Below are 14,817 nucleotides of genomic sequence, written 5' to 3'. Positions count from 1 at the left end.
ATTTTCATGCTGACTCCAAGATTTACATAAACCCAACCTCATACACAAAATTATTTGTGTCAGTCTAGTAAAATTGAGAATTAAAGGTAAATTTACCAATTCTGATCCCTTTAATTCCGTAGAAAAAAGAAAAAAAATGTTCTATTTTCAACCATTACCAAATCTCCCGACACCTCCCACACTCAAACTCCTCACAACCTATTTAGGATTGCGATATATTTATAATATTAAAAAGAAAATATACAGAGGGGCCACGAAAATGTGGCTGAATGCCTATCGAAACTATTTACGGAAATCTACAAGGTCTAAAATCTAACCAACTTAAACAATTGCAAAAATTGTACCATCAGCGACTACCAGGCGATCGCCTAACTACTTCGGAATTTGCCCAAAGAGTCGCTGCCATCAGCACAGAAGTTGGCCAACCAGTCTGCGTATACATTAACCGCAGGGGACAAATTATTCGGGTGGGAATAGGTACACCCCACCAAACCCAAATTCCACCATTGGAATTACCTCGTTATGGTGCAAGTCGTCTCAGTGGTATTCGTTGTATTGCGACTAACCTCAAACCAGAAGTACCTTCGGAAGTTGCTCTGACAGCAATGGTAATTCAACGACTAGATGCTCTAGTAATGCTGACTCTAACTGGTGAAGGATTTAAACGTCGCGGTGGAGGAGCTACAGGTTACATAAAACAAGCTTATTTAGCTCACCTGTTACCCATTCCCACAAACGAACGTGCAAATACCAATCTTCAAGATATGAATTTTTGGAGTGTGTCACCTCCTCTCAGTCTGGATATGGTGGCCAAACAAGATTTTATCGACTTAATTGATGGACTAGAAGCCGAATTTGAACGGGAATTTATTGCTCAAGAAGTTGATTCTGACCAAGACTTAGTATTGCTGGTGGGGATAAAAACTGATAAAATGACAAATCAGCAATTTGAAGATGGATTGTTAGAATTAACTAGATTAGTAGATACTGCTGGAGGTCAAGTCTTAAACACAGTACATCAGAAGCGATCGCATCCCCATCCCCAAACTGTTGTTGGAGATGGTAAAGTTCAAGAAATTGCTCTGAGCGTTCAAACTGTGGGAGCTAATCTGGTTGTATTTGACCGCGACCTTTCCCCTGCTCAGGTACGGAACCTAGAAACCAGAATTGGTGTGAGAGTTGTAGACCGCACCGAAGTTATTCTGGATATTTTTGCCCAACGGGCTCAGTCTCGTGCTGGAAAATTACAAGTGGAACTTGCTCAACTAGAATATACTATTCCCCGTCTCACAGGTAGAGGTGAAGCGATGTCTCGTCTTGGTGGTGGTATCGGAACTAGGGGACCTGGTGAAACTAAGTTGGAAACAGAACGTCGGGCAATTAATGCTAGAATTTCTCGGTTACAGAAAGAAGTCAATCAGTTACAAGCGCACCGTTCCCGTCTCCGGCAACATCGTCAGCGTCAGGAAGTACCAACAGTAGCAATAGTTGGATATACGAATGCTGGTAAGTCTACATTATTAAATACATTGACAAATTCAGAAGTTTATGCAGCAGACAAATTGTTTGCTACTCTCGATCCTATTACTCGTCGTTTGAATGTTCCTGATACGGTTACAGGTAAACCAACTACAATTGTGATTACTGACACAGTAGGGTTCATTCACGAACTGCCTCCTACTTTGATGGATGCTTTTCGAGCAACTTTGGAAGAAGTAACAGATGCAGATGCTTTGCTTCATGTGGTTGATTTGTCTCATCCTGCTTGGCAAAGTCAAATACGTTCTGTGATGAATATTTTGGCAGAAATGCCAGAAACTCCAGGACCTGCTTTAGTTGCTTTTAATAAAATTGATGAAGTAGATGGAGAGACTTTAAGACTTGCTCACGAAGAATATCCAATGGCAGTATTTATTTCTGCTGCGAAAGCGCTTGGTTTAGAAACTTTGCGTCAGCGACTAGGGCAACTTATTGATTATGCGATCGCTTCTTGAAGGAAGAAGGCAGGAGGCAGAAGGCAGAAGGCAGAAAGTATTTTGTTTACGAGTATATCAAATCCACTGGCTACGATTCCCCATAAATCGGATTTTTTGGGAACTGTATGTTATATTAAATCTGCTGGCGTAGCTGGCGTAGGTTGGGTTTCGTGCCTCAACCCAACACCAAAACTACCATGTTCTGAAGGGTTTGGAGACCAAACCCCTACGGTTTTCAGCATATTTCGGGTATTTGATATTAAAGCTTCTTCCTTCTTCCTTAAATACCGATACTACCGGATTTGATATCAAAGATTACTTCTGACTTCCGCGTAATGCTGTAATTGTAGCGATCGCCTGTTCGGCCACTATATCTATCTCTTCCGCAGTATTAAACCGCCCAATACCAAAACGCACAGAAGCATAAGCTAACTTTTCTGAACGGCCTAAAGCTTGCAATACATGGGAAGGGGCAACCTTAGCAGAAGAGCAAGCGGAACCTGAAGAAACCGCCACTACAGATCGTAATCCCAATAATAACGCTTGTCCATCGACACCCTCCACACTAATATTAAAATTTCCTGGCAAACGCTGAGTCGGATGTCCGTTAAGAAAAATATTTTCTAATATTTGCAACTTATTCCATAATCTTTGTCGCAAAATGGTTAACCGTTTTGCTTCGGAGTCCATTTCTGCTAATGCGACTGCCACCGCTTTCCCAAACCCGACTATTTGAGGCGTACACAAAGTACCAGAACGCATCCCCCGTTCATGTCCTCCCCCATGTATTTGAGAGGCTAATTTTACTCTCGGAGAACGACGACGTACATAGATAGCACCAATACCTTTTGGTCCATAAATTTTATGGGCAGTTAATGACATTAAATCAATATTCATTGCCTGCACATCTAAAGGAATTTTACCAATAGCTTGGGCAGCATCAGTATGAAAAATTATGGAATTTTCTTTGCATATTTCTCCTATTTTTGCCAAAGGTTGTAAGACACCAATTTCATTATTTGCTGCCATAACAGATACAATAATTGTATCTTTTCGCAAAGCTGTTTGGAGAACATTCAAATCAATAATTCCATCTGTATTTACAGGCAAATAACTAACTTCAAATCCCAAATTTTGTAAGTATTGACAAGGGTCGAGAACAGCATTATGTTCGGTGACAATAGTAATAATATGTTTGCCTTTATTGAAGTAAGCTTCAGCTATTCCTTTAATAGCTAAATTATTAGCTTCGGTTGCACCACTGGTAAAGATAATTTCTTCAGGAGTAGCATTAATAGCTGAAGCTAAAATTTCTCTAGCTTTTTTCACTGCTGCTTCTGCTTCCCAACCATATTGATGAGTGATACTAGCAGGGTTGCCAAAATGTTCGGTGAAGTAAGGCAACATTGTTTTTAATACTCGTTCATCAACGGGGGTAGTAGCATTGTAGTCAAGATATATAGGATGTTTTAACATAGCTTTTTCAGTTATCAGTTATCAGTTATCAGTTATTAGCGTTAGGCTCCTGGGTCGGAGCTGTGCAATATGAACAGCCCAGCGAAACAGTGAGGCTCCTTCCTGGGAACAAACCCGGTTTCTTGAAGAAACCGGGTTTGTGGAAGGTGAGATTAGTCCCAGGGACTTTAGCTTTGAGCCAAGGAATAAATTCCTTGGCAAGCCATCACCCCATCACCCCATCACCCCATCTCCTGACTTAACTCTTCTTGAACTTTTTCCCATTCATTTTCACTTTCTGACAAGATTTTCATAGCTTTTTCCATATTAAAATCTGCTCCCAACTCAATCACCTCACGAGCCATGTATTCTAACTCTTCACAGAATTTAGAAAAATTAATTGCTCCTAATAAAGAACTACTAGACTTAAATGTATGAGCAGCTCCTTTTAGTGCTTTATAATCATGTTTTTTGATAGACTTCCTAATTGTACTTATATGTTTCTCCCCGTCAAGAAGATAGTCTTGTATTAAAATAGCTAGAGTATCTGGTTCATCATCATAAAGAGAGCGAAAGTCTTCTATAACTTTGGGATCGAGTGCTGATTTTTGATCATCGTTTGATTCTAAAATCTTGTCTAAGAAATCTAAATTTAACGCTGTAGTTTCTTCAGTAAGTTGCATATCCTTTGCATCCACATCAATTAAATTATCAACTTCTACTAATTTCTGTGAATCTTTTTCTGTATTCTTAGGTACAAGAACAGGTAATGCACTTTTTGCCGATATTATTTTCTCCAATGGAGCCGTTGACTTGACTTTACCATTAGTAGGTTCCTCTTTTTGAGGAATTGTTTTTTGATTTTCCCTCTCTCCGCCTCTCCCCCTCGGAGCGTCTCCCCTTTGAGGAGAGGGAGGAGCTATCTTCACTAATGTCGAACTTGCAAATGATGAATCACTACCGACTCCATTTGTTGAATCAGTGGTAGATTGGGATGTTTTGTTTCGTTTTGGTTTGAACCTGCTTAATGCTTGTGCTAATTTTTCGCGATGAATAGGTTTAGTCACATAATCATCCATACCAGCATTTAGACATTTCTCGCGATCGCCCTGCATCGCATTAGCTGTCATCGCAATAATCCAAGGACGTTTTTCTTCAGAGTAAATCTCACATATTTTTTGAGTTGCTTCTATTCCATCCATATTAGGCATTTGCACATCCATCAATACCACATCGTAGGGGACTCGTTTGAGAGCATCCAAGACTTCTATTCCATTCGCCACCACATCTGCACGATAACCTATTCTTTCTAGTAAATGAACTGCTACTTTTTGATTGACAACATTGTCTTCTGCTAACAATATACGGATATTACCGCGATCGCTACTTTTATCGCTCAAGTCTTGGAAATATTTCACACCTGCACTGGGAGTTTTGGCATCAACTTCTCCTGTTTCTGTAGTTCCAAATACTTGCAGTAAAACATTATAAAACTGAGATTGTTTGACTGGTTTATTCACAAATCCAACTAGACTCACTGTGGCATCCTGCAATTCTCGTAAAACTTCTGCTTTGTCAATATAGGTGAACATTATTAACGGTAAAAATGCCTCAGAATTGCTACTTTGTTTTGAATTTTGTTTAGTTTCCAATTTCCGAATTTTTCTAGCTAATGTCAACCCATCCATATCTGGAAGATTCATCGCAATAATCCCAATATCAAAAGTTTTTCCTTGTTCCAACCAACCTAAAGCTTGAATAGCAGAACTAGCAACTACAGGTGTCATTTCCCATGACTGAACCTGTTGTTTTATTACCTCTTGATTAACCGGATGATTTTCTACAATTAATATCTCCTTACCTTTTAAGAAACTATCATTTTCTTCATGGACTGGCATTGTAATTGCTTTAGCTTTAATAGTAAAATAAAAGGTTGAACCTTTCTTTCCTGGTTTTGGTTTAACAAAATGAGATGGTGGATTTCCAGCAATATTCACCATAAAATCATTAGTCTCAATATGCTCGCCAGTCTCTTGATTTATTCTGCCATTAGTGTTGCCATTGCCATTTTTATGATTAACTTTTAACAGTGAGTTGGGTTTTTTCTGTCCTAGCAAATTGTTTATTTCTACTGATTGAGAAACCACCCACATTTGACCATCCATCATCTCACTCAATCTTTGACTAATTGCTAATCCTAAACCTGTACCACCATATTGTCTAGTTGTAGAAGCATCTACTTGAGAAAAAGCTTTAAACAATCTATCCATTCGGTCTCTAGGAATACCAATACCTGTATCCTTAACTGCAAATTCTATTTCATAATTACCTGTGATTTTACCAGGAGCAATAAAGTTAGATATTTCTTCGTAATTTATTTCTACATTGTTTTCTTGATAAATATCACTCATTTTTCTAGCACTAACATAAACAACTACTTCTCCTGTTTCTGTGAATTTAACAGCATTTCCTAGTAAGTTTACCAACACTTGTCGTAGCCTAGTCACATCTCCTACAATCATTTCTGGCACTGCATCATCAATCAAACAAGCCAGTTCTAATTTTTTATGTGCTGCCCTTGGTGCTAATAATTCTAGAGCTTCTTCAACACAGTTTCTAATATCTAAAGGATTTTGTTCTAATTCCAGTTTTCCAGACTCAATTTTAGTAAAGTCAAGAATGTCATTAATAATAGTTAATAGTGCATCTCCACTGGTGCGAATAGTCTCCACAAAATCTCGTTGTTCAATAGTTAAATCCATATCTAATAACAAACTTGTCATCCCAATTACACCATTCATTGGAGTTCTAATTTCGTGACTCATCATTGCCAAAAATTCGCTTTTAGCACGGTTAGCTACTTCTGCTGCTTGTCGAGCTTGTTCTAAAGCTTTATTATGAGCTTCTAATTCTTGTTTATGATTAACTTCTGACTCTAAAATTTGGGCTTGAGCTAATGTTAATCCTACCTGGGATGCCACCTCTTCTAACAAGTCTATTTCATCCTGTTTCCACTGACGCATATAATCACATTGATGAAGATTAATAATGCCATTTGGTTGTCCTTGATAAGAGGTCCGAACTGCCAACATCGACCTAACTTTTAACCTCCGATACATTGGTGCAGATGACTTTAAAAGCAAGTCTGAAAATACATCTGGAGAAGCGATCGCTTTATCTTCTGCTAATAATTTTTCCGTATGAGAATTGTAAGTAACAGCAATATCTAAATCCAGTGTTGATTCATAATTTGCTTCCAAATATTCTGCCACACAAGGAAGGTGTGGGTAGGGATCAGTAACATAACCATGAATAGAACAACGATTAACTCCAAATACTCGTCCAATTTGGATAGCAGTAGTCTGAACAATCTCTTTAGTATCTAACTTAGAACGAATTTCTTGGGTAATTTGTTTCAGTAATAAGAAGTGCTGATATTTTGTTCTCAATGCTTCTGTCTCATCTTGTCGCAACAACTCACTACCAATATAAGTTGCCATTAGTTTTAAAACCTCTATATCCGTTGAATTCCATTTCTTCTTGGCAACGCGACTGGTAAAACTGAGAGTCCCATAAACTCTTCCTGAGACAAAAACTTTTGTACCCATATAAGATGCCACGCGACGCACCGTATAAGCTGGATGATGTCGCCACTGAGAGTCTTTAGCTGATTCAATCACGAGTGGATCATTGTGTCGCAATACTTCTCGATCAAAGATTTGTTCTAAGGTGAAAGCATCTCCCTTAGCTATCCCAAATAAGAAGTTGTCTGGTAAATGAGCTGCAATAACTTCATAACGTTCTCCTAGAACTTGCCCTAATAAACCTATTTCCATATCAAACCGACGGCATCCCATTTCTAATAATGCAACTATTCGACCTTCAAAAGAACTATCTCCAACTGAAGTAACTTCATAAAGTTCTCTGATTGCTTTTTCACTTGATTGCAAAAGTTCTTTACTAGCAATATTTGCAGAAATATCAGTTAGGGTACTGATCATACCATTAATATTATTTTCGCTATCAATCACCAATGTACTTTTCATTTCTATTGGACAATATTCGCCATTTTTGGTTAACAATTTTAATTGATAGCAACCTGCAACTAATTTGTTTGAACCTGTATTTTCTACATGATCTTCTGTTGGATAACTTAACTTATATATATCTTCTGGATGAATATAATCTAAAAAACTTTTCCCTAAGCTATTTTCAGTTGTAAAACCTGTAATTTTTTCCCATTTATCATTTAAAAAAATCAACTTCCCTTGCCCATCGGTTTGCCACACTATTTCCGGAAAATTATTAATTACTTCCCTATGATTTTTTGTTTGCAACCGTTGTTGTATTTCTCTTTCTTTTACCTTAGTAATATTAACAAAAGTACCCACCATTCTCACAGGGCCTCCTAATTTCCATAATGCTTTTCCCCTGTCAAGAACCCAGATAAAATTATTATCTTTGCATTTAATTCGATATTCTATTCGATAAGCAGGATTTTTTTTAGATAAATGTTCTTGAATAGCAGCACTAACTTTTTCTATATCCTCTGGATGAACTCTATTCAACCATTCATCAATATTATGGGAAATTTCATCCTCTTCATAACCCAACATTTTTTTCCACTGAGAAGAGTAAAATATTTCATTAGTTTTGATGTTCCAATCCCAAATTCCATCTTGATTTCCTTCAATAGCTAGAGCTGAAATATCTTGTATTTTTGAGTAAGTTTCTTGTAATTTTTTCCGTTGAATAGCAGATTGCTTAAGTTTTTCATCGGCTTGATGTAATTGAATAGATACTTGTTCTATATAATTATGTAAGCGAATTAATGATTGATATAATGATTTACTTAAAAATATTTTTTGAATAATTTTCCCAGGAGTTATCAAATCAACTATTTTTCCTGTAGAACCTTGCACAATTAGAGGTACTAGGAAATATCTTTTTTGCATTAATCCTAAAGCTACTTCTATACTTGCCTGGGAGCGTATTAAAACTGGTAAATTATTACAAACTACTTCCGCTTTAGTTATATTAAAGTCTATATTTAATGCCTGTAATTGTACTATATCTTTGGTACTAATTGTACCTATAAGTTTGCTGGATTTTTGAGGCTGTGAATTTGGTTTTTTGGGATGACTATCTGTCTGAATTCTAGACTTGTTTTCTGTAATCAAAATATAATTAACATTATGGGCAAACATTAATTGAGTAATGTGCCTAATTGAAGCAGATGATGTAGCTTGAACAACTTGAGATTTATAGCTTTGTTCAAGCTGACTAATTTGGATTAAGCTCCCTGGTAATTGTAAAGATGAGTTGAAACTTGTTTTTAAATATAATGGTGAATTATTCTGATCTTTTAAGATTTTTTTCTCAGTTTCCAATTCTTGATTTACGATACCATTCTGGTCAAGATGTGGTCTTTTTTCATTTTTAGTTATTGATTTTTTAGTTTTGTTATTTATCTCAAGCTGATTGAGAATAAAACTATGACCAGTAACTAGACCAATTAGTTCCTCTGAGTCATTAACAATTGGTAAATGGCTAATTTGATGTTTTTCCAATAGTGCAAAGAGAGCAAAAATATCTTGAATTTCCGATAGTCGAGCTGTTATGATGGAGCGAATCATAATTTTAGAAATTGGGAATCCACTCAGAGGAGCGCCAATAGAGGCTAACTGTACCAAATCTCGCTCAGTAAATATACCAATGACTGGCCCTATAGATTTTGCTTTTCTATCGGAACAGTTAAAATTATCACTTGGCTTGAGGTCTGAGGGTTCCGTACTATTATTGGCTGATTCTGCTGTCTTTATAGCATCAGCAGAATCAGATTTTTCTATAATAAGTGCACAACTTGAACCTGTACTACTCATAGAGACAATTACATCTTCTACAGGAGTTTCAGGTAAAGTGGTAAGGGGATGATAATCAATAGCTTGACTGATGGAGGGAATAAACATCTTGCAGTTACTATGATGGTGTTTACTAAAAATTGTCAATGTGGGCTTTTGTCCCAAATAATGAAATTTTGGAGATTTCCTTTGGTGAGAGAAATATAACTTCTTGGTCATACCGACCTCTATTCCCAAAATATTTTTTAAATTAATGTTAATCCCCACATTTTGCAGCTAATCATTTTAAATATTAATTAGGGAGGTCATTATTAACAAGCAATATATAAATTGAAACATAGACTTCCTTAATTAATCATAAGGGTCTGAAACTTAGTTAATGTAATAGTCTGCACCTGATCGTTTGATTCTTTTTTAGACCAGTCTTTGAAGTTAATGGTAAAAGTATGGTGAAACTTTACACAAAGATTAAGCCTAAAAAGAACATATAAAAATACTAATATTTTTTAACGTTTTATCCTATCATTTAACATGAATTTAGTCAATGTATATTCTTTATAGTATATTAGATTTTAATATAGCAATTTCCATAAGCTGTTAAACATTTAAACCACATATTTTTTGTGTGTCTAGTCAAGAACAACCCTTATTACTTCATGTATGTCACTAATCTCAGGGCTTCCTGATCTGACGTCCTAAGACACATTTTAAATACGTCTTCAGCTTAGTTGTGAAAAAATTTAGGTTTGAGGGAACAGGAAGCAGGGAACAAAAAGAGAAAAACAGATAATCTACCTCAAGAGCTGGAGAAACGCTATAGTTATGAGGAACTTAGTAAAAAGTAAATAGGGTTTGCATATGGAAAGTCTTTTTGTCAGGGTATAAGCCAGAATTTCCGTTTGTCATGCTTCCCTACGGGATGCTACACAAACCCAAACAGAATCCAGAATCAGTATGGGAATGAGAATCATAGAAGAGGTCGCTAGAAGAACCTTACCTTGATTTTCTACTCATATCTTGCCCAAAATCCTAGAATAGAATGCATGATTTTTTGGGAACCGTACTGGAATTACCTAAAAGCTGGTACTTTATTAGTCTTTGTAAATGCTGAAACCAATGCCCATAAACACTTTGATAAATAATTCACCAAACCCTAAATAGACAATAGACAAGTATCAAGTAAATAATCAGTTAGAAAGTGCTGGAGTGAACATATTGTGACTTTTGAAGAGTTGATTCAAAAAGGAGGCCCTGCTATGTGGCCTCTGTTAGTTTTATCAATTTTATCCCTAAGTACCATAATCGATCGACTATGGTTCTGGACAAACCTGTTAATTAGGGAAAAACGAACGGTTAACCGAGTATTAGAAGCGGCACGCCGTGACTGGAGTATAGCAACGGAAATGGCAAGACGTGCCATTAAACAACCTATTGGTCGTTTTCTCTATTCACCTTTGAGATTACAAAAACCAGAGCCAGAAGTGTTTAAATTGGCACTGGAGTCTGCTGCTGAGGATGAGTTGGCCTCCATGCGCAAGGGAGATAAGTTACTAGAAGGAGTAATTGCTTTAGCTCCTATGCTAGGATTATTAGGGACGGTTTTGGGTCTGATTGGTTCCCTGGGTTCTATTCGCTTGGGTGATTTGGGTACTTCTTCGACAGCAGGAGTAACAGTAGGTATTGGAGAAGCTTTAATTAGTACGGCTGCTGGTTTGATAGTGGCTATTTTTAGTTTGGTATTTTATCGATTATTTCAAAGTTTGTTATTTAATCAAATGAAGGTTTTTCGGAAAGCGGGTAATGAGTTAGAATTGCTCTACCGACAACATTGGCAACAGGTATCTTTAAATCAATACAATACACCAAAAAACAATCCTTATTTTTCTGCATTAGTGCCAATTTCTCAGCAACATTCTGATCAATTAGAACCGGATAAAAAGACTACAGATTTTGCTCCGAAAATTGATGTAGAAAAACCTCCAGAAAAAATGCATAATTATCAAAATTCTGTTGATAAAAAATTAGAACAGGAGCCAAAGAATACAGATTTTTCTCCGAAAATTGATGTTGATAAGTCTCCCGAAAATACAAATAATTCTCAGCATGTTTCTAACACTCTTAAACCAGAGAAAGAAAATACAGATTTTGCTCCGAAAACTGATGTTGATAAATCTTCAGAATAGCTCAATAATAACTGAATAAAAATCTAGCAATTAGATGATTTGTAAGTTGGAAGTCAGATAAAAATCTGTTGTTATTAGAGAATTAATAATTAGTCATTTTTAGTTATCATTTATCAGTAATGCCATTTTGAAAAAAGAATGTTGTCAAAAGCTAGATGCTGATTGGAAATGCTTAAAAATAGCTGCTAGAATTAATTTAGATAGTTATATCTATCATTCATTTATCCTTTTTTGTTTTGTTAAAGGTTTCTTCCTTCTTCCTGACTAAAAAATAAGGTCTAAAGCCTCCCCTTTCAAGGACATGAAAAAGTTTCAATTCAGTATTTAAAGCCTCTGGTTTAAGCTGAGAGGTACTGATACAGCAAATTCCAGCAAGGGTGATGTACGTCCGCGCGGGCAAGATGCTAAAAACATTTAATTAATTATTAATATCTGTACTTCTGATGCTGGGAATCTACTGTAACTGATAACCGATAACTGAAATAACCTCTACCATTTGTAACAAACATTTATCATGCTTGGCATAATTTCCATTTCTCACAACTAAAAAATTATGAAACTTAATCAAGAATTGGCTAGTGAAGAAGTTAGAATTGAACTAATACCTCTAATTGACGTAATTTTTTGTATTCTAACTTTCTTTCTTTTAGCTGCTTTACAGTTAACCCGTCAACAAGCAATTAATGTCAATTTACCTAAAGCTAGCACAGGTAAAGCTCAATCACAAGACATGCTACTTGTAAGTGTCAATGATGTGGGAAAAACTTTTATTGAACAACAAGAAGTAAATGCAGTGGAACTGGAAAAGTTTGTCCGTAGATATAATAAATTTAATCCTACAGGAATTGTTGTTTTATATGCTCCGAAAGAAGCAAAATACAATGATGTTGTACAAGTTTTAGATTTATTACGAGAGGTGGGAGGTGATCGTGTAGCTCTAGCAACTTTACCTAGTTCACCTCAAACTCGAACTGGGAATACTTCTGAGAAGTCGGTTACTCCCTCTGAGTCTGACCCACAACCTACTCCCACAACAACTACTGAAACTGGGAATACTTCTGAGAAGTCGGTTACTCCCTCCGAGTCAAACCAACGACCTACTCCTGCAAAAACAGTCGATCCTAATCAATATCAGTTACCTCCGGCTCCGGAAACATCCACACAATAGCGTCATCTTAGTATTTTTCACTTTTCAAAAAAATAGGGAATAGGAAGTTCTGTTTCCTATTCCCTACTTTTTACTCCCTACTTACATTTGAACCTATTTCCAATAATTTTTCCAATCTTGCCGTTGACCAGTATTCTGTAGGGTAGGCGATCGCAAAGATAGACGAAAGTCGAATTAACCATGTCACTTGTTTAAAAGAATCATCTTCTTCGTCATATTCGTCTGGTGGCACTAAGACCATAATTTCTACAAAATCTTTTGTTAAAGTAATAGGGAAACCGTAATAACTCTCCTCAGCTTCAATGCGGACTTTACTGCCATTTTCTAATGCTTCTTTTAGTCTTTGGTAGAGAAGATTAGACTTTTTTATGTTGTCTTTTTTGGCCACAATTATTCTCCCTAAGTCTGATCTGGCAACCTAGCACTTTTAAATGCACATAAGTACAACTTGGCAATTAACTCAGGACCAATGCCAAAAATTGGAACTGACCAAAGTTAATTGTGTATAATTTTATTTTAACTTAATTGGGAGCTTTTTTAACTATTTCATCCGTTAATCCCACTTATCAGTTATCAGTTATCAGTTTTTCATGTCCCGTATTGAAAGGGGAGTCTTTAGACCTTAATTTTTTGGTAAAAGTATTCTTTATGTCAATACCAATTAGAAAAAAGTTTGCGACATATAGCGCTACACGCAATTCATGCATTCAAAAATAATCTCTGACTGAGTTTGAGAATTTATAAACGTCCTAACCTATTTGCGTAGTGGTATACCAGAGAATTGGGAGTTATTTTTCAACTCATTATGATTGATTGTTAGTTTATTGATTTCCTGTAAAATCTTACAATTAGTCTAGTTATAATTACGGAATTTTTGATAAGTTGGATAGTTTGTTTCTGGGTATCTAATGTTTCTTGATTTAGAGGGGCAAAATAAGTTAATAGGGTAATTATAATTGCTGTTCGTATTTGGAATAATTTATCCCATTTATTTTTGGGTTGGTTTGTCAAATATTTTCGACTGCATTGAAGACAAATATAATAGTTTTTATTATTCTTATATCGCACCAATAAACAGCCATATTATTAACATTAATTTTGTCTATCCATGATTTTTTATCCTCAATCAATCTACAATTTCAGAATATGAAATATTTCTTGATTCTGTAAGAACCAAAAACTTACACCTAAAGAATTTAACTAAGTGGAATTAGGGGAATATTATTTCCCCCTTTTGTGATAAAGCAGATTTTCAACTATACTAAATACGGCTAGAAGTTGAGGTTATGGCAAATTGGAATGGAGTAATTTTCTGCATAAAATTTCTCGCGAATATGAATTGGAGCGAAAGGAACAAAAGTTCTTTTTCGCGAGGTTTGAAAAAGGAAATTGGGAGAAAGATGATAATGAAATTATTCCTCTTGTAGTGAGTAATGAAAATTTGAAGAATGAGGAAGCTACTTATAAAAAATGAAAATCGCAAGTATATCGTAAATTTAAAAAAGAGATAAATAATACTGGAAATAATAAGTTTCCGATCTTATTATAATGGTTAAAAACAGAATATAAGAATCGCTATACGGAAAAACAAAATTCCAATATTCCAACTGAATCTTCAGAAAAATTTCCTAATCCTTTTATTCCCTTAAATGGAATTATAGATAATCCAAAGTTATTTTTTAATAGGGAAAAAGAAATTACCAAAATTTTTGAGGTACTTAATAGTGGCGGTAGTATTGCTATTATTGGCAAGAGTGGAGTGGGAAAATCTTCTCTGTTGAAAGCGATCGCTCAAAAAGCCAGTTAATATCTCAATGAAGCTCGAAAACCAATATATATAGATTTACAAAATATTCAATGGGAAAAACATCAATTCTACGGAATGTTGCCAAATCTTCCGGTGCAGATACACAAGTTGTTTATGTGAACCTCCAACCTTTAGGAGCTATTTCCCAGGGAATCGGTGAGCTATTTTTAGCGATCGCTGATGAAATTTCAGATGCTATTCACCTTCCCCCACCAGACACAGACGAACTCCTGAAACTTCCCCAACAAACTTTTAAACTCTACTTACAACAGGCAATTGAAAAATTAGAAAACAAACGCTTAATTATTGCCCTGGATGAATTTGAAGAAATTGAAAAACTAATTAATATCTAACAACTCCCAGTTAA

General features: G+C 35.8%; 8 protein-coding genes. 5 read left to right on the top strand and 3 right to left on the bottom strand.

What is annotated here, in order from left to right; translation table 11 throughout:
* Nucleotides 1–269: 269 nt before the first annotated feature.
* On the top strand, nt 270–1,994 hold the full coding sequence (gene hflX, locus VKJ25_RS05675; protein WP_324235654.1) for a GTPase HflX: 1,725 nt from the start codon (nt 270–272) through the stop codon (nt 1,992–1,994).
* 297 nt (nt 1,995–2,291) lie between these two features.
* On the opposite strand, the gene VKJ25_RS05670 is transcribed toward hflX, so the two are convergent.
* Both VKJ25_RS05670 and VKJ25_RS05665 read right to left on the bottom strand, forming a co-directional pair.
* Nucleotides 2,292–3,452 carry an IscS subfamily cysteine desulfurase gene (locus tag VKJ25_RS05670; protein ID WP_324235653.1) on the bottom strand — a complete coding sequence of 387 codons (1,161 nt, stop codon included), beginning with the start codon at nt 3,450–3,452 and terminating at the stop codon, nt 2,292–2,294.
* Between the two features lie 221 nt (nt 3,453–3,673).
* Nucleotides 3,674–9,439 (bottom strand): response regulator, encoded by a 5,766-nt coding sequence (locus tag VKJ25_RS05665; RefSeq protein ID WP_324235652.1) that lies wholly within the window; start codon nt 9,437–9,439, stop codon nt 3,674–3,676.
* Between the two features lie 1,109 nt (nt 9,440–10,548).
* On the opposite strand from VKJ25_RS05665, the gene VKJ25_RS24840 reads away from it, so the two are divergent.
* Both VKJ25_RS24840 and VKJ25_RS05655 read left to right on the top strand, forming a co-directional pair.
* A complete protein-coding gene (locus tag VKJ25_RS24840) occupies nt 10,549–11,475 on the top strand; it encodes a MotA/TolQ/ExbB proton channel family protein (RefSeq protein ID WP_483143733.1) in 927 nt (308 codons plus the stop codon).
* A 553-nt stretch (nt 11,476–12,028) separates the two neighbouring features.
* Nucleotides 12,029–12,643: an ExbD/TolR family protein gene (locus VKJ25_RS05655; protein ID WP_324235650.1), complete on the top strand. Its 615-nt coding sequence runs from the start codon at nt 12,029–12,031 to the stop codon at nt 12,641–12,643.
* A 70-nt stretch (nt 12,644–12,713) separates the two neighbouring features.
* Here VKJ25_RS05655 and VKJ25_RS05650 read toward each other — a convergent pair whose 3' ends face one another.
* The gene (locus tag VKJ25_RS05650; protein ID WP_324235649.1) at nt 12,714–13,031 is read right to left on the bottom strand and encodes a hypothetical protein; all 318 of its coding nucleotides are present in this window, start codon (nt 13,029–13,031) and stop codon (nt 12,714–12,716) included.
* A 1,212-nt stretch (nt 13,032–14,243) separates the two neighbouring features.
* Here VKJ25_RS05650 and VKJ25_RS05645 point away from each other — a divergent pair.
* Together VKJ25_RS05645 and VKJ25_RS05640 are read left to right on the top strand one after the other, a co-directional pair.
* On the top strand, nt 14,244–14,450 hold the full coding sequence (locus tag VKJ25_RS05645; protein WP_324235667.1) for an nSTAND1 domain-containing NTPase: 207 nt from the start codon (nt 14,244–14,246) through the stop codon (nt 14,448–14,450).
* Nucleotides 14,451–14,500: 50 nt separating this feature from the next.
* Complete coding sequence (locus tag VKJ25_RS05640; RefSeq protein ID WP_324235648.1) at nt 14,501–14,803, top strand: hypothetical protein; 303 nt, start codon at nt 14,501–14,503, stop codon at nt 14,801–14,803.
* Nucleotides 14,804–14,817 lie beyond the last annotated feature (14 nt).

The organism is Okeania sp., from assembly GCF_035285525.1.
Lineage (GTDB): Bacteria > Cyanobacteriota > Cyanobacteriia > Cyanobacteriales > Microcoleaceae > Trichodesmium.
The sequence above is the reverse complement of the archived record's forward strand: the minus strand, read 5'-3'. Positions and strand labels throughout refer to the sequence as shown.

Coding starts and splice junctions, on each gene's coding strand:
- hflX (WP_324235654.1), top strand. CDS start 270: ATGCCTATCGAAACTATTTACGGAAATCTACAAGGTCTAAAATCTAAC.
- VKJ25_RS05670 (WP_324235653.1), bottom strand. CDS start 3,452: ATGTTAAAACATCCTATATATCTTGACTACAATGCTACTACCCCCGTT.
- VKJ25_RS24840 (WP_483143733.1), top strand. CDS start 10,549: ATGTGGCCTCTGTTAGTTTTATCAATTTTATCCCTAAGTACCATAATC.
- VKJ25_RS05655 (WP_324235650.1), top strand. CDS start 12,029: ATGAAACTTAATCAAGAATTGGCTAGTGAAGAAGTTAGAATTGAACTA.
- VKJ25_RS05640 (WP_324235648.1), top strand. CDS start 14,501: ATGGGAAAAACATCAATTCTACGGAATGTTGCCAAATCTTCCGGTGCA.